This is a genomic window from Streptomyces sp. NPDC051109 (assembly GCF_044455885.1).
Taxonomy (GTDB): Bacteria; Actinomycetota; Actinomycetes; order Streptomycetales; family Streptomycetaceae; genus Streptomyces.
In genome coordinates this window covers 104,329-130,005 of record NZ_JBITFF010000016.1, presented here as the reverse complement: position 1 = coordinate 130,005, position 25,677 = coordinate 104,329, and the positions used below count along the sequence as shown (strand labels likewise).

Here is a 25,677-nt window from a genome sequence, read left to right as displayed (position 1 = left end):
CGTACGGAGGCCAGCCCCGGAGGGCTGCCGTGATTAGCCCTTGAAGCGCGGGAAGGCGCTGCGGCCGGCGTACACGGCGGCGTCGTCGAGGATCTCCTCGATGCGCAGCAGCTGGTTGTACTTGGCGACGCGGTCCGAGCGGGCCGGGGCGCCGGTCTTGATCTGGCCGCAGTTCACCGCGACGGCGAGGTCGGCGATGGTGACGTCCTCGGTCTCACCCGAGCGGTGCGACATCATGCACTTGAAGCCGTTGCGCTGGGCCATCTCGACGGCGTCCAGGGTCTCGGTCAGCGAACCGATCTGGTTCACCTTCACGAGCAGGGCGTTCGCGGAGCCCTCCTCGATGCCGCGGGCCAGGCGCTCCGGGTTGGTGACGAAGAGGTCGTCGCCGACGATCTGGACCTTGGAGCCCAGCTTGTCGGTGATGACCTTCCAGCCGGCCCAGTCGTCCTCGTACAGCGGGTCCTCGATGGAGACGAGCGGGTACGCGGAGACGAGCTCCTCGTAGTACTCGGTCATCTCGGCGGCCGAGCGGGACTGGCCCTCGAACTCGTACTTGCCGTCCTTGTAGAACTCGGACGCGGCGACGTCGAGCGCGAGCGCGATGTCCTTGCCCGGGGTGTAGCCGGCCTGCTTGATGGCCTCGACGATGAGGTCGAGCGCGGCGCGGTTGGACTCCAGGTTCGGGGCGAAGCCGCCCTCGTCGCCCAGGCCGGTGGAGAGGCCCTTGGTGTGCAGGACCTTCTTGAGGGTGTGGTAGACCTCGGCACCCCAGCGCAGCGCCTCGGAGAAGGACTCCGCGCCGATCGGGGCGATCATGAACTCCTGGATGTCCACGTTGGAGTCGGCGTGCGACCCGCCGTTCAGGATGTTCATCATCGGAACGGGCAGCAGGTGCGCGTTCGGGCCGCCGAGGTAGCGGAAGAGGGGGAGGTCCGAGGCCTCGGACGCGGCGTGCGCGACGGCGAGGGACACGCCGAGGATGGCGTTCGCGCCGAGCGAGCCCTTGTTGTCGGTGGCGTCCAGGTCGAACATGGCCTGGTCGATCAGGCGCTGCTCGGTGGCGTCGTAGCCGACGAGCTCCGGGCCGATCTGCTCGATGACCGCGAGGACGGCCTTCTCGACACCCTTGCCCATGTAGCGGTTGGGGTCACCGTCGCGGAGCTCAATGGCCTCGAAGGCACCGGTGGAGGCGCCGGACGGAACTGCAGCACGGCCGGTGCTGCCATCGTCGAGGCCCACCTCGACCTCGACCGTGGGGTTGCCTCGGGAGTCCAGGATTTCCCGGGCTACGACGACGTCGATGGACGGCACGAGCATCTCCTTCTGGGATGTGACGCTGGGTGTGCGGTGGCATGTCGGGCCGTGGGATGGCCCCGCCGACTAGAGCCTAACCGGCTCCGGGCACTCGACCGGCCGACCGCCCGCCTCCTGGGACGAAAAAGGGCCCGAATACCCGCCTTCCGGGACATAGGGCCCTCGAACGCCGGCACATCGGAGCCGGCCGGACCCGGCCGGGGCCGGTCCGGGTCCCGGAAAACGCCGCCGCCCGGCGCGTGAGGGGAAGACGCGCCGGGCGGTCGGGCTGCCGCGGCGCCGCTCGGGCGGCCGCGGTTGTCACTGCAGGATTCAGCTGAGCTTCAGCATCTGACCCGGGAAGATGAGGTCGGCGTCCGAGACGATGTCCTTGTTGAGCTCGAAGAGCTTCTCCCAGCCGCCCTTGACGCCGTTGGCCTCGGCGATGGTGCCGAGGGTGTCGCCCGACTTGACCTCGTACGAACCGTTGCCGGTCTTCACGACGGGGGCCTCGGCGCGCTCCGAGCGGGTGACCGGCGCGGAGCTCTCGCGCTTGGTCTCCTTCTTCGGCTCGGTCTTCTTCGGCTGGGTCTTCTTGGTCTCGGTCTTCGTCTCCGTCTTCTTCGGGGTGTCGGTCGCGCCGCCACCGTCGTAAGCAGAGTTGGAGAGGCCCTTGCCGCAGACCGGCCAGGCGCCCTTGCCCTGGCCCTTGAGGACCTTCTCGGCGATGGCTATCTGCTGCGACTTGGAGGCCTGGTTGGCCTGCGCGGCGTACGACTTGCCGCCGTACGCGGCCCACGTGGAAGACGAGAACTGCAGGCCGCCGTAGTAGCCGTTGCCCGTGTTGATGGACCAGTTGCCGCCGGACTCGCAGCTCGCGACGGCGTCCCACTGGGACGCGGTGGCGGCGGAGGCCGAGCCGGCCGCCATCAGGGGGGCGGCGACGGCGACACCGGCGACACCGGCGAGCGTGACGATGCGAGCGGCCTTGGAGGCGCGGCGGTGCTTGCCCTTGCCGGAAATCAGCATGGAGTTCTCCTCACCGACGCCTACGAGGTGAGCTGTCGGGTTCGGGCTGATGAGTGCCCGGCCGCGCGACTGGCGCACGACTTAACCCCTAGCCGGTTCCCCGGCCGTCTCTCAACGGCCGCTCCCGGCGCCTACCTTGGTTCCCCCGCTCCTGCCTTCGGCGCTTGACGCGACGACTGTTCCCTCCGTCCGCCGGCAGGATTCGGCGATGCGGACGAAGGAGCCCGCGGTGGCGGGCGACTCAGAAGGTAGACAGGTCTCTCCCCGATGTTCAACGAGGAACACCGGGGAGAAACGGCCCCTACTTGCCCTCCCCTCACCGGCGTTTGCGCAGGTGAGGGCGGGGTTTGCGGAAGGCTCCAGGCGGGACACGCCAGTTGACCGGAAGAGACACATGTCTCACTTGCAGATAACGGACATTCAGCCTTTTACGGGTGCCCGAAGTGCCGCTATTTCTAGCTTAGATCCAGATTCTGGCCGGGCTTGATCAGGTTGGCGTCATCGCCGATGACCTGCTCGTTGGCCTGGTAGAGCGCGTTCCAGCCGCCCTTGACCCCCTTGGCAGACGCGATCGCGGCGAGGCTGTCGCCCGCCTGGACCGTGTACGAGGGGTCCGACGCCGCGTCAGAGGCGACGGGCACCTCAAGAGCGGGCGTACCGCGGTGCTTGCCGGTGCCGGAGGGGTCCGGGATGCCGGCCGGGTCGGTGGTGGCCCCCGGGAGGCCAGGGGCCGAGGGGGCGCCGGGCGCGCTCGGGTCGGCCGGGTTGACCGGAGCCGTCGGGTCCGTCGGGCTCCCGGGCGCGGTGGGGCTCCCCGGGGCCGTCGGGTCGGCGGGCGCCGTCGGGGTGCCCGGGGCCGTCGTCGGGTCGCCCGGGAGCACCGGGGCGCTCGGCGAGGTGGACGGCGCGTCCGGATCGGGCATGACGGGCAGTCCGCTGTTGGGCGCGAGCGGCGCCGGCGGAAGGGTGAAGACCGGGGCCGGAGCCGGGGTCGGGGCGCCGAAGTCCCGCGCCTTCGCGCCGGAGCCGCCGGCCGGGACCGAGTCGTCGGGGCGCGAGGCACTCGGGGCGATCGGGCCGAGCGTGCCGGGCAGGCCCGGGTCCACGGCGGCCGCGGGGCCCTGCTGGGTCAGTCCGGCCGACTCCGAGCAGTGCCCGAAGGCCTGCGCGCCCTGGGTGCCCAGCACGCGCTCGGCGACGGCGATCTGCTGCGAGCGGCTCGCGAGGTCGGGGCGCTCGGCGAATTCGAGGCCGCCGGAGGCGTTCCACTGCTCCTGCGTGAACGAAAGTCCGCCGTAGGACCCGCTGCCTGAGTTGGCGCTCCAGGAGCCGCCGCTCTCGCACTCGGCGACCTTGTCCCACGTGGAGGTGTCTGCTGCGCTCGCGCCGGTGGCGGCGAGCAGCGGCAGGGCCAACGCGGAACCGGTCACTCCGGCGGTGACGACTATCGCGGGTACCTGGCGGGGGCGTCTGTGGCGGCCGTTCCCGGAACGCATGAGCTGCACCTTTCGCATAACGGCTGGGTAACGGCAGAACCTAGCCGTCTTAGCACGTCAGTAACAACTCTTGCCGGGGGCTGACTTACGGTCAGGGAGCGTTCAGGGGTTTCGGGGTGTGAACCTGACGGGAAGAGTGCGCAGGCCACGCATGATCAGACCGCCGCGCCAGCGAAGGTCGTTGGGCGGAACAGCGAGTTCCAGATCCGGCAGACGCGTCAGCAAAGTCGCAAGCGCCGTCTGTCCTTCAAGTCGTGCGAGCGGAGCACCCAGGCAGTAGTGGATGCCGTGCCCGTATCCGAGGTGCTGGTTGTCGGTGCGGGAGAGGTCGAGGGTGTCCGGATCGGCGAACCGCTCGGGGTCCCGGTCGGCCGCGGCGAGGACGACGAGCACCGGATCGCCGGCCGCGACCTCCCGGCCGCCGAGGGTCAGCGGCTCGGTGGCGAACCGCCAGGTGGCCAGCTCCACGGGCCCGTCGTAGCGCAGCAGTTCCTCGATGCCGGTCTCCAGCAGGCCGCTCTCGCCGGCGGCGAGGGAGTCCTGGAGGCGGGAGCGCTGACCGGGGTTCATGAAGAGGGAGTGGACGCCGTTGCCGATGAGGTTCACGGTCGTCTCGAATCCGGCGAACAGCAAGATGAAGGCCATCGCCGTGGCCTCGGCCTCGGTCAGGTGGTCGCCGTGGTCGCTCGCGCGGATCAGGTCCGAAATCAGATCATTGCCCAGATCATCCCGTTTGCGGTGGATGAGTTCACCGAGATAGGTCCGCATCTGCTTCACGGAACGGGCGACCCCGCCGCGCGGGCCGCCGCCGTGCCGGATCATCATCCCGGCCCAGTCCCGGAAGTCGTCCTGGTCCTCGCGCGGTACGCCGAGCATCTCGCAGATGGCGTAGATGGGGAGCGGGAAGGCGAACTCGTGGATGAGGTCCGCTTCCCCCCTGCTCGCGAACTGGTCGATGAGGTGGTCGGTCAGCTCCTGGACCCGCGGGGTGAACTCGGCCACCCTGCGCGGGGTGAACGCCTTCGACACCAGCCGCCGCAGCCGCGTGTGGTCCGGCGGGTCGATGTTGAGCAGGTGCGTCATCAGCTCCGCCTTGCGCTCCCCCGGGATCCCGGTCTTGCCCTTGGCGTGCGCCGGCTCCGCGTGGTGCGCCGGGTTCTTGCTGAGCCGCTGGTCGGCGAGGGCCTGGCGGGCGTCGGCGTACCGGGTGACCAGCCAGGCCTCGACCCCGCTCGGGAGCTTGGTGCGGTGCACCGGGGAGTGCTCGCGCAGCCAGGCGTACGCCGGGTACGGATCGGTCGCGAACTCCCAGTCGAACAGGGTCGGGCCCTGGGGAGGAGTGCTGTCTTCGGGGGCTGCGGAGGTCGGCTCATGCACCCGCTGACCGTATCCCGCGCGCCCGCCGCCATCCCATATGGGTGGTTCGCCGCGGCTGTCCGCAGATCCGCCCTCGCTTGACCTCGCGTTCCCCGGCGTTCCTACTTTCGGTTTTGTGGATGTGAGGATCTTGAAGAGCAGCTTCGCGGTGGTGGAGAGAAGGGCCGAGCACGCGGTCAAGTACTTCTACTCCCACCTCTTCTGGCACAACCCCGGGATCCGTGAGCTCTTCCCGGCCTCCGCGCAGGACATGGAGCGCCAGCGCGACCGGCTCTTCGCCGCGCTGACCCACGTGGTCGCCCACCTCGACGACGAGAGCCTCCTCCCCTATCTCCACGACCTCGGCCGCGACCACCGCAAGTTCCTCGCCGGACCGGAGCACTACGCGGCCCTCGGCGCCAGCCTGCTCGCCGCGCTCGCCCGGACCTGCGGCGAGTCCTGGACCCCGACCGTGGAGAAGGCCTGGTCCGAGGCGTACCAGGTGATCGCCGACGCCATGATGGCCGGGGCCGCCGCGAGCGAGGACCCGCCGTGGTGGGAGGCCGAGATCGTGCGGCACCTCCGGTACGGGCAGGACATAGGGGTGCTGACCCTGCGCCCGCACGCCCCCTTCCCCCACCTCCCCGGCCAGTACGCGAGCGTGAGCAGCGAGCGGGCCCCGAGGATCTGGCGCACGTACTCCCTCGGAAACGCCCCGCGCCCGGACGGCACCCTCGACCTGCACGTCAGCCGTATCGAGGGCGGCCGGCTCAGCACCGTCCTGGTCGGCGAGGCCCGGCCCGGCGAGATGCTGCGGATCGGCGCGGCCGGCGGGCAGCTGACGCTGCGCCGCGCCGACCGCCCGGTCAGCCTGATCGCGGCGGGCACCGGCTGGGCGCCGATCCGGGCCATGGTGGAGGAGCTCGCCGGGCAGCCCCCCGATCAGGACGTACGGCTCTTCGTCGTCGCCCGGGACGCCGCGCACCTGTACGACCGCCCGCTGATCGACGAGTACGCCGCCGCCTTCGGCTGGCTCGGCGTCACCTACATCACGCCCGCCCCCGGGCAGCACCGCAACCAGGCCACCGGGCGGCTCGCGACCGCGCTCGGCCACCGGGCCATGTGGCCCGAGCAGGACGTCTACCTCAGCGGGCCGACGCCGTTCGTCGAGCAGACCGTGCACGTGCTGAAGGAGCTGGGCGCCCTGCCGGGCCGGATCTTCCACGACTGCGTGCCCGCCGCCGGCACCGGCCACGGACCGGCCGGCCGTCCCCTGGGCTTCGGCGAGTGGTTCCTCGGCCGCCCCGAGCCGCACTGGCACAACCCGTCGGGCCGCGCCCCCCGGTGAGCCCCGCCGGGGCTCAGGCCCCGACGCCCTCGGCGGCCCGGATCGCGTCCCGGTAGACGCGGGCCGCCGCGCGCAGCGCGGTCTCGGGGTCGACACCCGCCGCCTCGGCGCGCGCGGCCAGTTCCAGCAGCTCGTACCCGATGCCCTCGCCGCGCGGCAGTTCCACGGCCACGCCGCCCGCGCGGACCCGGCCGGCGAGCTTGGCCGCGAGCGCGAGTCCGGGCTGGCCCAGCGGGATCCCGTCGGTGACCGACTCCCGCTGCTTCTCGACCGCCTTGGTGCGCTGCCAGTGCGCGCTGACCTCCTCCGGGGTCTGCGCGTCCGCGTCCCCGAAGACGTGCGGGTGCCGGTGGATCAGCTTCTCGACGAGGCCGCCGGCCACGTCGTCGATGGAGAACGGCTCGTCGGGGTCCTCCTCGGCGATCCTCGCGTGGAAGACCACCTGGAGCAGTACGTCGCCGAGCTCCTCGCGCAGCGCGTCCCGGTCCCCGTCCTCGATGGCCTCGACGAGTTCGTACGCCTCCTCCATGGCGTACTTCACCAGTGCCTCGTGGGTCTGGCGCGAGGTCCAGGGGCATTCGCGCCGGACCCGGTCCATCACCTGCACGAGGTCGAGCAGGCGGGCGCCGGGCAGGTCGTACGAGCCGGGCAGCAGTTCCAGGTCGGGCATGTCGACGCGGCCGGAGCCGGCGAGCCGGGCCAGTCCGTCGGTGAGCCGCCGGTCGCCCTCGCCGGACGGGATCACCACGACCGTCCGGCCGCCGGCGCAGGCCTCGACCAGCGCGTGCGCGTCCGGGGCCTCGTGCGCGACCTCGACGCCGGCCTCGCGCAGGTACGGCAGCTGCGGGTGGCCCGGGTCGGCGCACAGCACCCGGTCCGCGGCGTGCAGGGTCTGCCAGGCCGGCCAGGACAGCAGGCCGGGGGCGACCCGGTGGCTCGCGGTCAGCAGGACGATCCGGCCGGCGGCCGTGGCGTCGGGGCCCGCCGCGGGGGGCGGAGCCGGGGCGGGCACGGCGGGGGCGGGTTCGGCGGGGGCGGGTTCGGCGGCGTGGTCGGTCACCCTCCGAACCTACCTCCGGACGGGCGGGTCAGGCTCCGGCGGGGGCCTGCTCGGGCCGGGTCCGCTGGACGATCCAGGGGGTGTCCTGGTCGCCGAGCACGATCTGCTGCGCGTCCCAGACCCCGTAGCGCGGGTTCACCTCGATGTGCAGGGCCTTCGCGGCGGACGCGAGCTTCCCGACAGCCTTGTCCTGGCTGCCGTAGTGGTCGAAGAGCTTGTCGCGCAGCAGCTTGAAGCGGGCGTCCGCGTCCAGCTGCCCGGGCGCCAGCTGGGCCTGTTCCAGGGCCGCCGCGGCCAGCTTCTCGGCTCCGCCCGCCTTCTCCAGCTGGGCCTTGCGGAAGTCCTGGACCTCCTTCTCGCCGACGCTCACGCCCGCCTCCTCGGCGGCGCGCTCCAGCACGACGGTCTGGATCATCTTGTTGAGCTTGACGCGCTCCAGGCCGGGCGAGGACTGGATCAGCTGGGCGGCGGTGGACCCTGCTTCGTTCTGTGCCGCGCGGACGTCCTTCACCTGGGCCTGGAGCGCGGAGGTGGTGATGCGTTCGCCGCCGACGACGGCCGCGGTGCCGGGCCGGGCCTGGCCCGAGCAGGCGGTCAGCAGGGGGGCCGCCACGAGCAGGGCGGCGGAGACGGAGAGCGCAGTGCGACGGTGCAAAGGAGCCTCCAGGGCCGGGAGATTGTGCGTCGGTGCACAAGGGCCGTGCGGTGATCGATGGTATGCAGTCAAGCTGATCCGAGCCACTGCTTCGACCAACGATTCCCGGGGTGTTGGGGTACGCGTCTGTTGATGTCGCAGCCACCCCGCGGCAACCCTGTGGTCGACCGGCGGTGCCAAGGTCGGCCCACCATGTCGACACCGCACCGCTCGCCGCGCCGCCTGAGTCTGCGCGGCTCGGCCCTCGCCGCCCTCATCACGGCGGTCGCCGTCTGTGCCGGGGACGCGGCCGCCCGCGTGTTCCCGTACGGGCACCGCCACCGCAGCATCAACGACCTCGGCAACCAGTTCGTCCCCTTCCATGCGCACCTGTGGGACCTCCTGCACGGGCGGGCGGAGGGCGGGCTGCTGTTCAACTGGCAGTCCGGCTTCGGCACGAGTTTCCTGCCCGACTTCGGCACGTACCTCTCCAGCCCCTTCGCGGTGCTCGTCGCCCTCTTCCCACGCGAGGACATCGACCTCGCGGTGTACGTGGTCACCGTGCTGAAGACGGCCGCGGCCGCCGCGGCGATGGCCTGGCTGCTGCGCGCGCAGCGCCGCGGGCCGTGGTGGGCGGCGGGCCTGCTGGGGGCCTCGTACGCGCTGTGCGGCTGGTCGGTGATCGAGGCCTCGTACAACCCGATGTGGCTGGACGGGCTGATCGCGTTCCCGCTCCTGTGTCTGACGGGTGAATGGGCGCTGCGGGGGCGCCGGCCCGCCGCCGCCGTCCTCGTGGTGGCGCTGTGCTGGACGGCGAACTTCTACACCGCCTACATGGCGACGCTGGGCGCCGCGCTGGTGCTCCTGGTACGGGTGGTGCTGACGCGCCAGGGCGTACGGGAGCGGCTGCCGGTGGTGTTGCGCGGCGCCGGAACGACCCTGCTGGGCATCGCGGTGTCCGCGCCGGTGCTGGTGCCTCTCTTCCTCAGCTCGAAGCAGGCCTACCCGGGGTGGACGCGGCAGTTCGACCCGGTGCCCTGGCCGGACCTGTTCGCGCGGATCCTGCCCGCGACGTACTCCTTCTCCTCTCCCGCGCTGTTCGTGGGCACGGGCACGCTGCTGCTGGTGGCCGCCCTGCCGTTCCACGGAGCGGTACCGCTGCGCACCCGCCTGTGGTGGGCGGGTCTGACGGCGGCCGTGCTGCTCTCCTTCCAGTGGACGCCCACCCATCTGGCCTGGCACGTCTTCGCGACCCCGAACGGGAGCCCGTACCGGCAGACGTTCGTGCTGGCCGGGGTCGCCGTGATCGCCGCGTGGACCGGGCTGGCGGCCGGGCTGCCGAAGCCGCGGGCGCTGGCCGCCGGGGCGGCGCTGCTGGCCGCGGCGGCCGCGGCGGCCGTCGGCAGCACGCTGGCGACGACGTGGGGCTTCGGGCTGTTCTTCGGCGGTCTGGCCTTGGCGGCGGGGGCCTGGTGGTCCCTGCGCCGCCGCAGGCTGGTCCTCCCGGCGGCCGGGGTGCTGGCGCTCGTACTGATCGGGCAGGCGGCCGCGACGACGGCGTTCGGGCACAAGGGCAAGCTGGGCGGGCTGGACGACTACCCCTCGTGGGGCGCGGCGCACACGGCCCGCTCCGCGGCGCTGGCCGGCGCCGAGGGCTGGCCCGCGTACCGCACGGACCCGAGCCGGCCGGCGCTGACGGGCAACGATCCGCTGCTGCTGGGCGGGGAGGGCGGCGCGTACTACAGCAGCCACACCCCGGACGTCTTCACGCGGACGATGGCGGCCCTCGGTGCGGGCTGGACCTCACGCGGGCGCAACGTGCAGAGCATCGACAACCCGGTGACGGACGCGGCCTTCGCGGTCGGCGCCCGCCTGCGGCCCGACGGCACGGTCAGCCGCGCGCAGGACGTCCCGCCGCTGGTCACGCTCCGCCCGCCGGGGCCGGCGCCCTCGTACGGCGCGGCCGACGGGCCCCCGTTCGCCAACCAGGAGCTGCTGCTGGGCGCCGAGGTGTACGAGGACCCCGTCGCGCCCGGGGTGTGCCGCGCGGGCACGGAGGTCTACCTGTGGGCCCCGGAGTACAACGCGACGGCGCGCCTCGCGGACGGCCGCGCCCTGCGCCTGAACGGCAACGCCCCGCGCAACCGGGCGGCCCTCCAGCCGCTCGGCGCCTCCCGGGGAGCCTCCTCGGCGCTGGTCTTCGACGCTCCCGCGCCGCCGCGCTGGGCCCTGTCCTGCCTGGACCGCGCCCGCCTGGCCCCGGCGGTTGCCGCCCTGCGGGCGACGGCGCCGACGGCGCTGCGGGTCGGCTCCTCGACCGTCAGCGCCACCGTCCCGGCGGGCACCACGGGGAGGGCGGTCCTCTCCACCCCGGCGATCGCGGGCTGGACCTGCAACGGCCGGCCCGCCACGCCCTACCTGGGCCTGGTCTCCGTCCCGCTGACCCCCGGCACGACCACCGTCTCCTGCTCCTTCCGGCCCCCGGGCCTCGTCCCGGGCACGGCGGTCGCCGCCGCGGCCCTGCTGGCCCTGGCCGGGCTGCTCGTGGCGGAGCGCCGCCGCAGGCCCCGGTCCGGCCGCACCGCCGATCCGGCCGGCGCCGGGGCCGGCGCACCCGCGGAGCTCGGTGCGGCCGCCGCGGCCAGGGCCCGAGCCGGGGCCCTCAGCGGACCTGGCTGAGCCAGTGGAGGGTGCGGCGGACCTCGGTGGAGAAGGGGTGCGCCGGGCCGTGGATGCGGTCCGCGTCGAACAGCAGCCGGACCAGGGTGTCGTGGGCCGCGGGCCGGTCGCCCAGGGAGAGCAGCAGCTGGGCGATCCGGCGGCGGACCTCCAGCGGGAGGCCGGGGTCCGGGTTGGCGTAGTGGTTCTCGAACAGCGGGAGCAGCGAGCGGTATTCGGCCAGGGCCGCTCCCGGTGCGTCGAGCTGTTCCAGGCACTGCGCCGCGTCGTAGCGGAAGCGCAGGGACTGCGGGTCGCCGGCCGGGAACTCGTCGGCGAGGCGGCGCAGTTCGGGCAGGGCGCGGCGGTACTGGCCGTCGTCCATCAGCGTGGCCGCGTACTGCTTGCGCAGCGAGCGGACCACCGTGGAGTGCTCGCCGTGCTCGGCCGCCGCGGCCGGCAGGATCCCGCCGAGGATGTCCACGGCCTGGGTGAGGCGGCCCTGCTCCAGGAGGCTGCGGGCCTCGTCCACCGCGGCCGGGACGTCCGGCTTGGGCGGCGCCTGCGGCGCGGGCGGCGCCGTCGGCTGCGGCGGGATGGTGGCGGCGCGGTCCGGCCAGGGGGCCTGCGGGCGCAGGAAGGGGCGGGTCGGGTCGAGCGCGCCCGCCGGGGTGCCCTGCTTGGGCAGCAGCGGCGTGAGAGCCTCGTACACGTGCTGCGCGGAGGCCGGCCGGTCCTGCGGGTCCTTCGCCAGGAGGTGCAGCAGGACCGCCTCCAGCTGGTGCGGGACCTCCGGGCGCAGTCGGCGCACCGGGACCGGCGGTTCGTACAGGTGGCGGTGCAGGACGCCGAGCGCGGTGGACCCGGCGAACGGAACGTTGCCGCTGAGGAGTTCGTACAGCAGGACGCCGAGGGCGTAGAGGTCGGTGTACGGGCCGACGGCGCCGCCCATGGCCTGCTCGGGCGCCATGTACGCCGGGCTGCCGATCGGGGTGCCGGTGCTGGTGAGGCGGGTGGTGTCGGTGTCCATCACCGAGGCGACACCCAGGTCCAGGACCAGCACGGTGCCGTCCGGGCGGACCATCACGTTGCGCGGCTTCAGGTCGCGGTGCACGATCGGCACCGCGTGCACGGCCGACAGCACCCCGCACAGCTGCGCGATCACGGCGACCGCCCACGGCCAGGGGTACGGGTCGTGCTGCGCGAGGTGGTCGGCGAGGTCGGTGCCCTCGACGTGGCCCATGACGAGGAACAGTTCGTCGCCGTCGCTGCCCGCGTCGTGGACCGTGACCAGGCCGGGGTGGTCGACCTGCGCCGTGACGCGGCATTCGCGCACGAAGCGGCGGCGCAGCTCGTCGGCGACGGAGCCGGGGCCGGCCACCTTGTCGGGGCGCAGCAGCTTGACGGCGACGCGGCGGTCCAGCCGCTGGTCGTACGCCGTCCAGACCTGGCCCATGCCGCCCTGTCCCAGGATGGAGGCCAGCCGGTAGCGCTCACCGATGATCCGGTCGTCCTCGGTCACCGGGCCGGGCCCTCACCGTCGTTGCCGGGCGCGTGCGGGTACGGGTTCGGGTTCGGGTTCGCCTGCGGGTTGGGGTTCTGCGGGTGCGGCGTCTGCTTGCGCAGCAGCTCGCTCAGCTCGTCGAGCTCGGCGCGGACCTGCCCGATGCGCGGCGGGGCGGCCGGGCCGGGAGCGGGGGCCGGGGTCGGGGCCGGGGTCGGCGTGGGCGTCTGCTGCTGAACCGGCGGGTACCCGTACGCCGGGCGCTGCGGCTGCTGCTGCGGTACGTACGGCGCGGGCTGCGGCGGGTACCAGGCGCCGGTGCGCGCCGCCGCCCCCCGGGCCTCGTAGTGGCGGATGTCGGCGACGAGGAAGTACACGCAGGTCACGAACCCGGTGATGATGACGCCGAAGGCGCCCGTATTGCCCTGCCAGCCGTTGGTCTCGGGCGTCGGGTCGGCGCCGATCAGCGCGACCCAGGCGACGGTCAGCACGCAGTTCACGGCCAGCAGCCACCAGTCCCGGGGCCTGCGGGTGACGACCGCGAGCCGCAGCATCGTGCCCCAGCCCAGGAAGCCGCAGCTCAGGACGGGCAGCAGGGCGAACAGCACGCGCAGTGCCACGACTCCCCCGGTACTGGGCTGGGGGCCTTGCTGCGGCGGGAGGCCGGGGCCGTGCATCGCTGCTCCTGACGGACCGTGTCGACGAAGTTTCGGGTCTGAGCGTATACAGCGTTTCCGGCCGCCAGTGAGGGGATGCGCGCAACCGTTGCAGGGTCGCCGCACAGCTCCCGGCGGGCGCGGACCGCAGGGGGCGCGCGGAAATCGCGGACGCCCCCTGACCGGCGGCGACTACCCTCGGCAGTCGAGTTGTTGTTCCAGGGGGGAATCCACATGCGAAGCCGGACCATCGGCGTGTCGGTGCTGACCACGACGGCCTTGTTCGGACTGACGACGGCGTGCGCGCCGGTCGGCGGGAGCAAGGCCGCCGACATCGGCCGGGCGGCCCGGGCCGCCGCGCCGGCCTCGGCCGGGGCCACGCCGCCGCCGGCCGCGAAGGGCAAGGGGGCGGGCAAGGGCGGCATGCTCGCCGACCTGTCGGGCGCCGAGATCCTGAGCCAGGCGCACGAGGCCATGCGCAAGGTCGAATCGGCCCGTGTCGTCGCGAAGATGCACGACGGCGGCAACCCCGTCGAGTTCGAGCTCTCCCTCGACAAGAAGGGCAGCTGCAACGGCGCGATCCGGTACGAGGGAATGGGCAAGGTGGACATCGTCAAGTCCACCGAGCTCATCCACTTCAAGGGCGACGCCGACTACTGGCGGGGTACGGCCGCGAAGAAGCACACCCCCAAGAAGCAGACGGACGCGATGGTCACCATGCTCGCCGACCGCTGGCTGAAGATGCCGCTCACCGACGCCAGGGCGTCGGCGATGGGGCACATCTGCGACCTGGACAAGCTGACGGGCGGCGGTGACCGGCCCAACCCGCTGGCCCGCAAGGGCGAGACGGTCACCATCGACGGCAAGCAGGCGCTGGCGGTCACCACGGCGGCCAAGGAGGGCACCGAAACCGACTACATCGCCACCCAGGGCACTCCGTACGTGCTCAAGTCCACCGTCTCGGGGGACGAGACCGGGGAGGTCCTGTTCTCCGGCTTCGGCACGCCGGTCGACACCAACCTGCCGGAGGGTGCGGACGTCCTGGACCTGTCGAAGCTGGGCGGCGAGGTCCCCGCCGAGTCGGTCTGAGCCGTCGCTCTGCCCGGCGGCCGGGGACCCGGGGTCCCCGGCCGCCGCGTCCTTCAGGAACCGAGGATCGTGGTGAGGAACTCCCCGGTCCAGGCCAGCAGTTCCCGCCCGACCAGCGGCTTGCCGCCCACCCGGGCCGTCTTCGGCCGCGGGATCAGCACCTGCGAGGTGGCCGGCTTGAGCACCGAGCCCGGGTAGAGCCGCTTGAGCCGCAGCTCCTGCGATTCCCGCAACTCCACCGGTCCGAAGCGGATGTTGACGCCCTGGAGGGTGATGTCACCGACCCCGCAGGCGCGCGCCAGCATCCGCAGCCCCGCCACCAGCAGCAGGTTCTCCACCGGCTCGGGCAGTTTGCCGTAGCGGTCGTGGAGCTCCTCCCGTACGGCCTTGATGTCCGCCTCGGAGTTCGCCGACGCGATGGACCGGTACGCCTGCAGGCGCAGCCGCTCGCCCGGCGCGTAGTCGTGCGGGACGTGCGCGTCGACCGGCAGCTCGATCTTGACCTCCAGCGGCGGCTCCTCCTCCACCCCGCCTTCGACGGCCGCCCGGTAGTCCGCGACGGCCTCGCCGACCATGCGGATGTAGAGGTCGAAGCCGACACCCGCGATGTGGCCGGACTGCTCGCCGCCGAGCAGGTTGCCCGCGCCGCGGATCTCCAGGTCCTTCATCGCCACGTACATGCCGGCGCCCATCTCGGTGTGCTGGGCGATCGTCGCGAGCCGCTCGTGCGCGGTCTCGGTCAGCGGCTTCTCCGGCGGGTAGAGGAAGTACGCGTACCCGCGCTCGCGCCCCCGGCCCACGCGGCCGCGCAGCTGGTGGAGCTGGGAGAGGCCGAAGTTGTCGCCGCGCTCCACGATGAGGGTGTTGGCGTTGGAGATGTCGATTCCGGACTCGACGATCGTCGTCGAGACGAGCACGTCGAACTTCTTCTCCCAGAAGTCCACGACGACCTGTTCCAGGGCCTGTTCGGACATCTGGCCGTGGGCCGTCGCGATCCGCGCCTCGGGCACGATCTCGCGCAGCTTGGCGGCCGCCCGGTCGATGGACTCGACCCGGTTGTGGATGTAGAAGCACTGGCCCTCGCGCAGCAGTTCGCGCCGGATGGCCGCGCCGATCTGCTTCTCCTCGTACGGGCCGACGAAGGTGAGCACCGGGTGGCGCTCCTCGGGCGGGGTGGTGATGGTCGACATCTCGCGGATGCCGGTCACCGCCATCTCCAGGGTGCGCGGGATCGGCGTCGCGGACATCGTCAGCACGTCGACGTTGGCGCGCAGCTTCTTCAGCTGCTCCTTGTGCTCGACGCCGAAGCGCTGCTCCTCGTCGACGATGACCAGGCCGAGGTCCTTGAACTTGGTCTCCTGCGAGAACAGCCGGTGCGTACCGATGACGATGTCGACCGAGCCCTCCTTCAGCCCCTCCAGGGTGGCCTTGGACTCGGTGTCGCTCTGGAAGCGGGACAGCGCCTTCACGTTGACCGGGAACTGGCTGTAGCGCTCGGAGAAGGTCCCGAAGTGCTGCTGCACGAGCAGGGTGGTGGGGACGAGGACGGCGACCTGCTTGCCGTCCTGGACCGCCTTGAAGGCCGCCCGGACCGCGATCTCGGTCTTGCCGTAGCCGACGTCGCCGCAGATCAGGCGGTCCATGGGGACGGACTTCTCCATGTCCTCCTTGACCTCGGCGATGGTGGTGAGCTGGTCGGGCGTCTCCGCGTACGGGAAGGCGTCCTCCAGCTCGCGCTGCCAGGGGGTGTCGGGGCCGAAGGTGTGCCCGGGGGCCGCCATGCGGGCGCTGTAGAGCTTGATGAGGTCGGCGGCGATCTCCTTGACCGCCTTCTTCGCGCGCGCCTTGGTCTTGGTCCAGTCGGCGCCGCCGAGCCGGTGCAGGGTCGGGGCCTCGCCGCCGACGTACTTGGTGACCTGCTCCAGCTGGTCGGTGGGGATGTAGAGCCGGTCGCCGGGCTGGCCGCGCTTGGCGGGGGCGTACTCGACGAGGAGGTACTCGCGGGTGGCGCCCTGGACGGTGCGCTGCACCATCTCGATGTAGCGGCCGACGCCGTGCTGCTCGTGGACGATGTAGTCGCCGACCTCCAGGGTGAGGGGGTCGATGGACTTGCGGCGCCGGGTCGGCATCCGGCCGAGGTCCTTGGTGGCGGTGCGCTGGCCGGTCAGGTCGGTCTCGGTGAGGACGGCGAGCTTGAGGGCGGGGTCCACGAAGCCGTTGTCGAGGGAGCCGCACGTCACGTGGACGATCGACGGCTCCAGGGTGCGCAGGTCGGCCTCCAGGCGGGCCGCGATGCCCTCGCCGCCGAGCACCTCGACGGTGCGGGCGGCCGGGCCGTGGCCCTCGGTGAGGTAGACGGTGTGCCAGCCGTCGGCGATCCAGCCCTTGGTGTCGGCGAGCGCCCGGGCGGTGTCGCCGCGGTAGGCCTCGGGGGCGTGCATGCCCATCTTGAGGGTGTCGGCGGCCAGGTCGGTGTCGTCCGCCGCGAAGGGGGAGACCGACCACCACATCATGCCGATCTCGCGCGCGTGCTCCCGTACGTCCGCGATCCCGCGCAGCGAGGCCGCGCCGACGTCGATGGGGGCCTGTCCGCCGCCTGCGGTGGCCGCCCAGGAGGCCATCAGGAACTCCTGGCTGGTGGCGACGAGGTCGGCGGCGCGGGTGCGGACCCGCTCCGGGTCGCACACGACGGCCATGGACCCGGCCGGCAGGACGTCGATCAGCAGTTCCATGTCGTCGACGAGGACCGGCGCGAGGGACTCCATGCCCTCCACCGCGATCCCCTCGGCGATCTTGTTCAGCAGTTCGCCGAGCTCGGGGTGGGCCTCGGCGAGGGCCGCGGCCCGTTCCCGCACCTCGTCGGTCAGCAGCAGCTCCCGGCAGGGCGGGGCCCACAGCCCGTGCTCGGCGACTTCCAGGGAGCGCTGGTCGGCGACCTTGAAGTAGCGGATCTCCTCGACCTCGTCGCCCCAGAACTCCACGCGCAGCGGGTGCTCCTCGGTGGGCGGGAACACGTCGAGGATCCCGCCGCGCACGGCGAACTCCCCGCGCTTCTCGACGAGCTCGACGCGGGCGTACGCGGCCGCGGCCAGAGCCTCGGTGACCTCGCCCAGATCGACGCTCTCGCCGTGCCGCAGGCTCACCGGGACCAGGTCCCCGAGCCCCTTGACCTGCGGCTGGAGCACCGACCGGATCGGCGCGACGACGACGGAGACGGGCCCCGCGGCCGGGTCGTCCTTGCTCGGGTGCACGAGCCGGCGCAGTACGGCGAGCCGCCGGCCCACGGTGTCGCTGCGCGGGGAGAGCCGCTCGTGCGGAAGGGTCTCCCAGGACGGGTACTCGGCGACCTCGTCGGGCGGCAGGAAGGACCGCAGCGCGGCGGCCAGGTCCTCGGCCTCGCGCCCGGTGGCGGTGACCGCGAGCACGGTCCGCTCCGTCTTGGCCGCCAGCGCGGCGATGGCGAAGGGCCGTGCGGCCGGGGGTCCGACGAGGTCCACGTGCATGCGGTTGCCGTCCCCGGCCGCGGTGACCGCCTCGGCGAGGGCCGGGTCCCGGGTGACGGCGTCGAGCAGTCCGTGCAGGCTCATGAAAGGAGGCTTCCGTCCGGTGAAGGGGCAACGCGAAGGACCCGACACGTCTCACGGGCCGGGGCTTCCCACCCTACGACGCCCCCCGGCCCCCCGCGCGAGGGATTGCGGCCACCGCTCGGAGCGCCGGCCCCGGAACGCCGTCGGTCCCGGCCGGCCCCCGAAGGGCTGACCGGGACCGGCGGTCCCCCGAACGAACGCCGAGCCCGCTACTCGCTCGCGATCGCGTTCAGTACGTTCATCCGCCCCGCCCGGAAGGCCGGGACCAGGGCGGCGAACAGGCCCACGAAGGCCGACCCGGCGAACACGCCGATGATCGTCGGCCAGGGGATCTCCAGCACCTTCAGGCCCTCCAGGGCGAGCAGCTGCTGGGCGGTGGCTCCCCAGCCCATGCCCAGGCCGAGGCCGAGCAGGGCGCCGAAGAGGGCGATGACCACCGACTCCAGGCGGATCATGCGGCGCAGCTGGCGGCGGGAGAGCCCGATGGCGCGCATCAGGCCGATCTCTCGGGTCCGCTCGACCACCGAGAGGGCCAGGGTGTTCACGACGCCCAGGACCGCCACGATGATCGCGAGGCCGAGGAGCCCGTAGACCATGTTCAGCAGCTGGCCGACCTGGTCCTTGAGGGACTTCTTGTAGTCGGTCTGGTTCTGCACCTGGTACTGGGGGTACTCCGCGAGCGCGCCCTTGACGGCGGTGTACGCGGTGTCCGCCTTCCCGTCGGCCGCCTTGGCCAGGAGCATGAACGGCCGCGGCATCCGGTCGGCCGGAAGGAACTGCTCGGCGGTCGCGGTGCTGGTGTACATCACGCCCTTGTCGAGGTTGCCCTCGTCGGAGGTGATCGCGGCGACCTTCAGCTTGGTGGTCCGGCCGCCGGTGAAGGCGACCGTCAGCTCGTCGCCGACCTTGACGTGGTGCTCGTCCGCGAAGATCGAGCCGACCGACATCGCGTCCTTGCCGTACGCCGCCGCGTGCTCGCCGGCGATCATCTTGCGCCGGACGTCCTGGGCGTACGTGGGGTCGTTGACGCTCACGCCGCCTTCCCTGACGAAGCCGTCGGGGGCGGTGACCTTCGCCTCCACCTCCCGGTACGCGGTGACGTGGTCGAGGCCCTTGGTGGCGCGCAGCGCCTGCTCGGCCTGCGGCATGATCGGCTGGCCGGTCTGGGACTGGACGATGTAGTCCGCGCCGACCGACTTGTCGAGCTCGTCGGTGGCGGAGGCCACCATCGAGGAGCCGACCACCGACAGGCAGGCGACCAGCGCCAGTCCGATCATCAGCGCGGCGGCGGTGGCGCCGGTACGGCGCGGGTTGCGCAGCGCGTTGCGCTCGGCGAGGCGGCCGACGGACCCGAAGGGCCGCAGGACGAGGCCGGAGAGCAGCCGGACCACGAGCCCGGCGAGCAGCGGGCCGATCACGATGAAGCCGACGAGGGTGAACAGCACGCCCAGGGACAGCCAGAGCGAGCCGGCGGCGGCCTTGTCGGCGCCCGCGGCGAGGAACAGGCCCGCGCCGCCGATGCCGGTGAGGACCAGGCCCACGGCGGCCCGGATGCGGCCGGCCTTCTTGTCGCCGGGGGTGCCGGCGTCGCGCAGGGCGGCCATCGGGGAGACCTTGCCGGCCCGGCGGGCCGGGATGAAGGCCGAGACGACGGTGACGACGATGCCGAGCACCAGGCCGACGACCGGGGTGGTCCAGGCGACGGTCAGGTCGTCGGTGGACAGGTGCATGCCCATCTGGCCCATGAGCTGCATCAGGCCGACGGCCAGGCCCACACCGGCGCCGACCCCGAGGAGCGAGCCGACCAGGCCGAGCAGGAAGGCCTCGACGATCACGGACTTGAGTACCTGGCCGCTTTCGGCGCCGATGGCGCGCATCAGGCCGATCTCTCGGGTGCGCTGGGCGACCAGCATCGAGAAGGTGTTGAAGATGAGGAAGATGCCGACGAGGAAGGCGATCCCGGCGAAGCCGAGCATCACGTACTTCATGACATCGAGGAAGGAGCCGACGTCCTTGCGGTTGGCGTCCGCGGACTCCTTGGCGGTCTGCAGCTTGTACGCGTCCGCGCCGACGGCCTTCGCGACGTTCGCCTTCAGCTGTTCGTCGCTGACCCCGTCCTTCGCGGTGACGTTGACGTGCGTGAAGAGGCCGGGGCCGCCGAGCAGCTTCTCCTGCGCGGTGGCGGTGTCGAAGTAGACGACGGCCGCGCCCGGGTTGGTCACGGTGAAGGTGGCGATACCGCTGATCTTGGCGCGGATGTCGCCGGTGATGGCGATGGTGCGCAGCTCGTCGCCGATCCCCAGGTGGTGCTTCTTCGCGGTGTCCGCGTCGACCATCATCTCGGTCGGGCCGCGCGGGGCCCGGCCGGAGGTGATCTTCATCGACTTGAGCTCGTTGTCGTTCCAGTTGCCCGCGATGGTCGGGGCGCCGGTGGTCGAGCCCATGTTCTCGTTCTTGGCGTTGACGACCGTGACGGACATGGAGACGACGGCACCCTCGGCGCTCTTGGCGCCTTCGGCCTTCCCGACCTGCTCGACGGCGGAGGCGGCCAGCACCTCGGGCTTGCCGCGGTTCGGGTTGTCCTCGCCGCCCTGGGCCCCCTTCGGGGTGACCGTCACGTTGGCGCTGGTGACGCCGAACAGCTTGTCGAAGGTGGTGTTCATGGTGTCGGTGAACACCAGGGTGCCGCAGACGAAGGCCACGGAGAGCAGGACGGCGACGGCGGAGAGCGCCATCCGCCCCTTGTGCGCGACGAAGTTGCGCCGCGAGGTCTTCAGTACGGTGCCCGCGCTCACGAGGTCCGCCCGCGCGCGTCGAAGTCCTTCATGCGGTCCAGCACCTGGTCGGCGGTGGGCGCGTACATCTCGTCCACGATCCGGCCGTCGGCCAGGAAGATCACCCGGTCCGCGTACGAGGCGGCCACCGGGTCGTGCGTGACCATGACGATGGTCTGGCCGAGCTCGTCCACCGAGCGGCGCAGGAAGCCGAGGACCTCGGCGCCGGCCCGGGAGTCCAGGTTTCCGGTGGGCTCGTCACCGAAGATGATCTGCGGACGGGCCGCGAGGGCGCGGGCGACGGCCACGCGCTGCTGCTGGCCGCCGGAGAGTTCGGTCGGGCGGTGCTTGAGGCGCCCGGCGAGGCCGACGGTCTCGACGACTCGGTTGAGCCACTCGGCGTCGGGCTTGCGGCCCGCTATGTCCATGGGGAGCGTGATGTTCTCCAGGGCGTTGAGCGTGGGCAGCAGGTTGAAGGCCTGGAAGATGAAGCCGATCCGGTCGCGGCGCAGCTGGGTGAGCTTCTTGTCCTTCAGCCCGGTGATCTCGGTGTCGTCCAGGTGGATCTGCCCGCTGGTCACCGTGTCGAGGCCGGCGAGGCAGTGCATCAGCGTGGACTTGCCGGAACCGGAGGGGCCCATGATCGCCGTGAACTGGCCGCGCTTGATGTCCACGTCCACCTCGTCGAGGGCGACCACGCGGGTCTCCCCGGAGCCGTAGGCCTTGACGACCTTGCGCGCCCGGGCGGCGACGGCTCCATGCCCTCCAGTACCCCCGTGCCTGGTTTCGGTCATAGCCGTTGTCACGGTGCTTCCCCTCGTTGATGCGTGCTCGCGCTGCCGCGATGCGGCCGGATCCGGCTGTCTTGCCGTCGTGAAGTCTGCGGGGCGGAGGCGGTCGGCGCGCTGGTGCCCATCGCCGTATCCACCGGGGGGTTAACCCCACCCCCGCCCGTAGGAACCAGTTAAGGACCTCGCCGGGCCGTCCTCCTCCTCCGCCGGGACGAACGACCCCTGGGCCCTTGTGAGGAGCAACCCCTAGGGGTGCTGCACCTTTTGGCGGATCACCTCTGGGGGATACCGGGGGATACCGCCGAAAACCCCGTGATGAGAAGGTGTTCCCCGCAGATACGTGCACGGTGAAAGGATCTTGGTGGGCGCAGAGAAGAGCACGGGCGAGCGCACCGGGGCCCGACCGGGGGCCGACGCGGCGGCTCCCGGCGGGCGGACGCCCCGTACCGCCCTGGTCAGCGCCCTCATGCTGGCGATGTCCCTCGTCGCCCTCGACAGCTCGATCGTCTCCACCGCCGTCCCCCAGATCGTCGGCGACCTCGGCGGCTTCTCCGTCTTCTCCTGGCTTTTCGCGGGCTACCTGCTCGCCGTCACCGTCACGCTCCCCGTCTACGGCAAGCTCTCCGACACCTTCGGCCGCAAGCCCGTACTGCTCTTCGGCGCAGCCCTGTTCATCGTCGGCTCGCTGCTGTGCGCGCTCGCCTGGAACATGGCCGCCCTCATCGCCTTCCGCCTCGTCCAGGGGCTGGGCGGCGGCGCCCTCCAGGGCACCGTGCAGACCCTGGCCGCCGACCTCTACCCGCTCAAGGACCGCCCGCGGATCCAGGCCCGGATGTCCTCCGTGTGGGCCGCCTCCGCCGTGGCCGGCCCGGCGCTCGGCGGGCTCATCGCCTCGTACGCCGACTGGCGCTGGATCTTCCTGATCAACCTGCCGCTCGGCGGCCTGGCCCTGTGGATGCTCGCCCGCCACCTCGTCGAGCCCGTACGCTCCCCCGGGCGCCGCGGCCCGATCGACTGGGCGGGCGCCCTCGGCGTCTTCGCCTGCGGCGGGCTGCTGCTCTTCGCCCTCGTACAGGGCGGGGTCGCCTGGCCCTGGCTGTCCGCGCCCTCCCTCGGACTGCTGGGCGCGAGCGCGCTGCTGGCGGCCGTCGTCGTCCGGATCGAACGCCGGGCGGCGGAGCCGATCATTCCGGGATGGGTCTGGCGCCGGCGCACCATCGCCGCCGTGAACCTGGCCCTCGGCGCTCTCGGCGTGCTCATGATCGCGCCGATGGTCTTCGTCCCCACGTACGCCCAGTCCGTACTCGGCCTCGGGGCCGTCAGCGCCGGGCTCGTCATGTCCGCGATGACCCTCACCTGGCCGGTCTCCGCCGCCTTCAGCCAGCATGTCTACCGGCGCATAGGCTTCCGCAACTCCGCGGCCGTCGGCAGCTCGCTCGCCGCCGTGATCCTGTTCTCCTTCACGCTGCTCCCCTACCCCGCCCGGCCCTGGCAGCCCACGCTGATCATGCTGCTGCTGGGCGCGGCCCTCGGCCTCTTCCAACTGCCGCTGATCGTCGGGGTCCAATCCACGGTCGGCTGGTCCGAGCGGGGTACGACGACGGCCTCGGTGCTGTTCTGCCGCCAGGTCGGCCAGAGCCTCGGGGCCGCGCTGCTCGGGGCCGTCGCCAACGCGACCATCGCCTCCCGGCTGGCGCACGCCCCGATGTCCGGGCTGCCCGACCACCTCGACGACGTCTCCAAGGCCCTCGACCGGCCGGACCTGCTCCCGCGGGCCGCCGCCGACTACCTGCGCCAGGCGGTGGCCTCCGCCGTGGACCACGTCTTCCTCGGCGCGACCGCCGCGGCCGTGGCGGCGCTTCTCGTCCTGCTCCTGGTGGCACCGCGGCGGTTCCCGATACTTGAGGAGCACCAGGAGAAGGAGCGGAGCGACACGTAGCGGGCCGCCGCGCCGGGATCCCGCTTGTCATGACCCCGGTCAACGGAGTAGACCTCGGAGTCCTGCATCCGAAATCCGTTCCGGGGGGACGACATGGCTTCCGCACTCTTCGCACTGGCCTTACTGGCAGCCCTCGCCGGGCCCCTCGGCCTGCGGCTGCGCCGCCGTCCGGGCTTCGTCACCGGCCGCGACGGCCGCCTCTCCACCTCCACCACCCTGGCCCTGGCCTGGACGGTGATCCTGGTCTGGCTCCTGCTCACGATCCTCGCGTACGGGCTGACGGCGGGCGGCGGCATCGGCTGGTTCAGCGGGGAGCACGGCCCGCTGTCCTCCCTGACCACGGTGTACCTGCCACTGCTCGGGGGCCCGTACGTGGCCATGATCGCCGCGAAGACGGTCGTCGGGATCCGCGTCGAGAACGGCAGCATGGCCAAGCCCGCCCCGAAACCGACCGGCTCCGGGCAGCGGCCGCTGCGCGAGCTGGTCGCGAACGACAGCGGCCGCACCGACCTCGTCGACCTCCAGTACGTGGTGCTCAGCGCGGTCACCATGCTGTACGTGGTGCTGTTCTTCCTCTCCGACGTGGGCGGCGGACTCCCCCGCCTCCCCGCCGAGATCTGGGCGCTGACCGGCGCCCCGGCCGGGGCGTACCTGGTGAACAAGATGGCCACCCGCGCGAACCCGGTGATCACGGACGTGACGGTGACGGGCGCCGCGCTGTTCGTCGAGGGGGGCGGCTTCGGCCCGGAAGCCCGGGTGGAGCTCGACTCCGCCGCCCTGCCGACCGAGTACGACCCCGCGACGGGCACCCTGACCGCCGGGCTCCCGGCCCCCGCGCCCGCCGCCTTCACAGTGGTGGTCACCTCCCGCGGCCTGCGCAGCGACCCGTACCGCCACGCCCCGACGGCCCCGACGACGCCGGCACCGACCCCGGACCCGCGGCCGGTGGGGTAGTACGCGGCGCGGAGCCGGGGCGGCGCTCGCAGCAACGCGGCGCGGCGAGCGGCCCTGGCCGGCGCCGCGCGCGCTGAACGGGGCCGCGCGCGCGTTGAACGGGGCCGCGCAGGCGGGGGGCGGCTACGCGGCGGGGGCCGGCGCGGCGAGCACAGCAGCGCGGCCCGGCGAGCGGCCCTGGCCGGCGGCCCGCGCGGAACGGGGCGAGGCCGCGCCCCGGCCACCGCGAGCCCGCCCGGACCGCGGAAACCGGCCAGGCGGCGCCCGCACCGCACGGGCGCCCCGGCGCGGCGGAGCCGGCTGACGCCGCGGCCGCACTCCCGACGGCACCCGGATGCGGGACGCACGGGAGTACGAAGGGCCGGACTGCGCCCCGCTGTTCCTCCCGGCGCACCCCAGGCGCCGCTGGTGCGGAGCCTCGGCCTGCGGCAACCGCGCCCGCGCGCCCCGCCACTACGCCCCCCCACACAAACCCCGAACCGCCCCGGCCGCGGGTCCGGCCGGCTCACCCGCGACCGACCGCAGACCGCCGGGTCAGCCCTCGGCCGGAGCCCGGCCCGTCAGGGCCGCCAGGCTGGAGCGGACGTGGTTCATGTGCGCCCGCATCTCGTCCTGCGCCTCCGCGTGCTCCCGCAGGATCCGCTCCGTCTCCCGGCCCGTCCGCTCCTCCTGCACCCGCGCCTGCGCCAACAGCTCCGCGGCTTGCGCCTCCGCGTCCTCCTGCCCGTGCCGCGCCGCCTCCTCCGCCTCCGCGTACCCGCGCCGCGCCTCCGCCAGCCGGGCCTGCGCGAGCCGCTCCAGCTCCGCGTGCCGGGCCTCCAGATCGGCCTCCCGGGCCGCCAGCTCCCGCTCCGCCGCGTCCCAGCGCTCCACGTGCTCCTGCTCGCGCTCCGCGAGCAGCGCTTCCGACCGGCGCCGCATCTCCGTCAGCGCCGCCTGCGCCTGCGCCCGCCACTCCGCCGCCTCGTCCCTGGCCTCCGCCCGGACCGCGTCGGCCTCCCGGCCCGCCCGCAACAGCCCCTGGCGCGCCCGGACCTCCGTCTGCTCGCGCACCGCCTCCGCGTCCTGCCGCGCCAGCTCCGCCGTCCGGTCCGCGTACGCCTCGGCCGCGCCCCTCGCATCCACCGCGTCCGCCCGCGCGTCCCGCCGTACGGTGTCCGCCTCCTCCTCCACCAGCAGCAGGATCCGCCGCGCCCGCTCGCTCAGCTCGTCGTACGTCTGCGGAACAAGCGCGGCCACCGCCTCCCGCAGCCGCTCCGCCTCCGCCTCCATCCGCTTCGCGAGGACCGTCAGCCGCGCCACCCGCTCCCATGCCTCGTCCCGGCTGCCGGAGAGCCGGGCCAGATACCGGTCGACCTCTTCCACGCGGTAGCCGCGACCTCGTACGGTCGCGAAGCCCGGTCCGTGAGGTGACATGGGTGCAGTCATCCTGGAAGCGCCTCTCTCGGGGGGATTCCCGTCAAGGATGCGCCATTTGCGGCCGGAAGCCGGAATGGCCGGGCCGGG

Annotated in this window: 17 protein-coding genes and 1 riboswitch; of the genes, 5 read left to right on the top strand and 12 right to left on the bottom strand. The window is 72.8% G+C overall.

All coding sequences use genetic code 11. From position 1 onward, the window contains the following. Positions 1–33: 33 nt before the first annotated feature. The 4 genes from eno to ACIBAD_RS26895 all read right to left on the bottom strand — a co-directional run bounded on the left by eno (position 34) and on the right by ACIBAD_RS26895 (position 5,198). A complete protein-coding gene (eno, locus tag ACIBAD_RS26910; protein WP_053688163.1) occupies positions 34–1,320 on the bottom strand; it encodes a phosphopyruvate hydratase in 1,287 nt (428 codons plus the stop codon). A 309-nt stretch (positions 1,321–1,629) separates the two neighbouring features. After that, a complete protein-coding gene (locus ACIBAD_RS26905; protein WP_134073784.1) occupies positions 1,630–2,325 on the bottom strand; it encodes a transglycosylase family protein in 696 nt (231 codons plus the stop codon). A gap of 2 nt (positions 2,326–2,327) precedes the next feature. Further along, a riboswitch (cyclic di-AMP (ydaO/yuaA leader) is annotated at positions 2,328–2,498 on the bottom strand. A 282-nt stretch (positions 2,499–2,780) separates the two neighbouring features. Continuing rightward, positions 2,781–3,821: a transglycosylase family protein gene (locus tag ACIBAD_RS26900; RefSeq protein WP_398908973.1), complete on the bottom strand. Its 1,041-nt coding sequence runs from the start codon at positions 3,819–3,821 to the stop codon at positions 2,781–2,783. A gap of 102 nt (positions 3,822–3,923) precedes the next feature. Continuing rightward, complete coding sequence (locus ACIBAD_RS26895) at positions 3,924–5,198, bottom strand: cytochrome P450 (protein ID WP_134073780.1); 1,275 nt, start codon at positions 5,196–5,198, stop codon at positions 3,924–3,926. A gap of 121 nt (positions 5,199–5,319) precedes the next feature. Here ACIBAD_RS26895 and ACIBAD_RS26890 point away from each other — a divergent pair, with 121 nt between their 5' ends. After that, complete coding sequence (locus ACIBAD_RS26890; RefSeq protein ID WP_398908970.1) at positions 5,320–6,525, top strand: globin domain-containing protein; 1,206 nt, start codon at positions 5,320–5,322, stop codon at positions 6,523–6,525. 13 nt (positions 6,526–6,538) lie between these two features. Here ACIBAD_RS26890 and ACIBAD_RS26885 read toward each other — a convergent pair whose 3' ends face one another. Together ACIBAD_RS26885 and ACIBAD_RS26880 are read right to left on the bottom strand one after the other, a co-directional pair. Further along, complete coding sequence (locus tag ACIBAD_RS26885; protein WP_398909024.1) at positions 6,539–7,537, bottom strand: nucleoside triphosphate pyrophosphohydrolase; 999 nt, start codon at positions 7,535–7,537, stop codon at positions 6,539–6,541. Positions 7,538–7,613: 76 nt separating this feature from the next. Further along, positions 7,614–8,240, bottom strand: a complete 627-nt coding sequence (locus tag ACIBAD_RS26880) for a SurA N-terminal domain-containing protein (RefSeq protein WP_134073774.1) — start codon at positions 8,238–8,240, stop codon at positions 7,614–7,616. 192 nt (positions 8,241–8,432) lie between these two features. On the opposite strand from ACIBAD_RS26880, the gene ACIBAD_RS26875 reads away from it, so the two are divergent. Continuing rightward, complete coding sequence (locus tag ACIBAD_RS26875; protein WP_398908968.1) at positions 8,433–10,898, top strand: YfhO family protein; 2,466 nt, start codon at positions 8,433–8,435, stop codon at positions 10,896–10,898. On the opposite strand, the gene ACIBAD_RS26870 is transcribed toward ACIBAD_RS26875, so the two are convergent. Together ACIBAD_RS26870 and ACIBAD_RS26865 are read right to left on the bottom strand one after the other, a co-directional pair. Further along, positions 10,882–12,399 carry a protein kinase gene (locus tag ACIBAD_RS26870; RefSeq protein ID WP_398908966.1) on the bottom strand — a complete coding sequence of 506 codons (1,518 nt, stop codon included), beginning with the start codon at positions 12,397–12,399 and terminating at the stop codon, positions 10,882–10,884. The two genes, ACIBAD_RS26875 and ACIBAD_RS26870, sit on opposite strands and share 17 nt — an antisense overlap. After that, the gene (locus ACIBAD_RS26865; RefSeq protein WP_398908963.1) at positions 12,396–13,001 is read right to left on the bottom strand and encodes a hypothetical protein; all 606 of its coding nucleotides are present in this window, start codon (positions 12,999–13,001) and stop codon (positions 12,396–12,398) included. The genes ACIBAD_RS26870 and ACIBAD_RS26865 overlap by 4 nt, the downstream gene beginning before the upstream one ends. 270 nt (positions 13,002–13,271) lie before the next feature. Here ACIBAD_RS26865 and ACIBAD_RS26860 point away from each other — a divergent pair, with 270 nt between their 5' ends. Continuing rightward, positions 13,272–14,126 (top strand): hypothetical protein, encoded by an 855-nt coding sequence (locus tag ACIBAD_RS26860; protein WP_398908961.1) that lies wholly within the window; start codon positions 13,272–13,274, stop codon positions 14,124–14,126. Positions 14,127–14,179: 53 nt separating this feature from the next. Here the strand turns inward: ACIBAD_RS26860 and mfd are convergent, their stop codons facing one another. From mfd to ACIBAD_RS26845, 3 genes are all read right to left on the bottom strand, one after another. Next, on the bottom strand, positions 14,180–17,713 hold the full coding sequence (gene mfd / locus ACIBAD_RS26855) for a transcription-repair coupling factor (protein WP_134073768.1): 3,534 nt from the start codon (positions 17,711–17,713) through the stop codon (positions 14,180–14,182). A 209-nt stretch (positions 17,714–17,922) separates the two neighbouring features. Then, on the bottom strand, positions 17,923–20,448 hold the full coding sequence (locus tag ACIBAD_RS26850) for an FtsX-like permease family protein (protein WP_398909022.1): 2,526 nt from the start codon (positions 20,446–20,448) through the stop codon (positions 17,923–17,925). A gap of 56 nt (positions 20,449–20,504) precedes the next feature. Continuing rightward, positions 20,505–21,281, bottom strand: a complete 777-nt coding sequence (locus ACIBAD_RS26845; RefSeq protein WP_398908959.1) for an ABC transporter ATP-binding protein — start codon at positions 21,279–21,281, stop codon at positions 20,505–20,507. Positions 21,282–21,639: 358 nt separating this feature from the next. Between ACIBAD_RS26845 and ACIBAD_RS26840 the strand changes: the two genes are divergently transcribed. Together ACIBAD_RS26840 and ACIBAD_RS26835 are read left to right on the top strand one after the other, a co-directional pair. Beyond that, a complete protein-coding gene (locus ACIBAD_RS26840) occupies positions 21,640–23,217 on the top strand; it encodes an MFS transporter (protein ID WP_398908957.1) in 1,578 nt (525 codons plus the stop codon). Positions 23,218–23,310: 93 nt separating this feature from the next. Next, complete coding sequence (locus ACIBAD_RS26835; RefSeq protein WP_398908955.1) at positions 23,311–24,171, top strand: hypothetical protein; 861 nt, start codon at positions 23,311–23,313, stop codon at positions 24,169–24,171. A 534-nt stretch (positions 24,172–24,705) separates the two neighbouring features. Here ACIBAD_RS26835 and ACIBAD_RS26830 read toward each other — a convergent pair. Further along, a complete protein-coding gene (locus ACIBAD_RS26830) occupies positions 24,706–25,587 on the bottom strand; it encodes a cellulose-binding protein (protein ID WP_398908953.1) in 882 nt (293 codons plus the stop codon). Positions 25,588–25,677: the final 90 nt, after the last annotated feature.

What these genes read in the sequence shown, in the direction of transcription:
- ACIBAD_RS26850 (WP_398909022.1), bottom strand. Translation starts at nt 20,448, where the DNA reads ATGGCGCTCTCCGCCGTCGCCGTCCTGCTCTCCGTGGCCTTCGTCTGC.
- ACIBAD_RS26830 (WP_398908953.1), bottom strand. Translation starts at nt 25,587, where the DNA reads ATGTCACCTCACGGACCGGGCTTCGCGACCGTACGAGGTCGCGGCTAC.
- ACIBAD_RS26845 (WP_398908959.1), bottom strand. Translation starts at nt 21,281, where the DNA reads ATGACCGAAACCAGGCACGGGGGTACTGGAGGGCATGGAGCCGTCGCC.
- eno (WP_053688163.1), bottom strand. Translation starts at nt 1,320, where the DNA reads ATGCTCGTGCCGTCCATCGACGTCGTCGTAGCCCGGGAAATCCTGGAC.
- ACIBAD_RS26875 (WP_398908968.1), top strand. Translation starts at nt 8,433, where the DNA reads ATGTCGACACCGCACCGCTCGCCGCGCCGCCTGAGTCTGCGCGGCTCG.
- ACIBAD_RS26835 (WP_398908955.1), top strand. Translation starts at nt 23,311, where the DNA reads ATGGCTTCCGCACTCTTCGCACTGGCCTTACTGGCAGCCCTCGCCGGG.
- ACIBAD_RS26900 (WP_398908973.1), bottom strand. Translation starts at nt 3,821, where the DNA reads ATGCGTTCCGGGAACGGCCGCCACAGACGCCCCCGCCAGGTACCCGCG.
- ACIBAD_RS26860 (WP_398908961.1), top strand. Translation starts at nt 13,272, where the DNA reads ATGCGAAGCCGGACCATCGGCGTGTCGGTGCTGACCACGACGGCCTTG.
- ACIBAD_RS26905 (WP_134073784.1), bottom strand. Translation starts at nt 2,325, where the DNA reads ATGCTGATTTCCGGCAAGGGCAAGCACCGCCGCGCCTCCAAGGCCGCT.
- mfd (WP_134073768.1), bottom strand. Translation starts at nt 17,713, where the DNA reads ATGAGCCTGCACGGACTGCTCGACGCCGTCACCCGGGACCCGGCCCTC.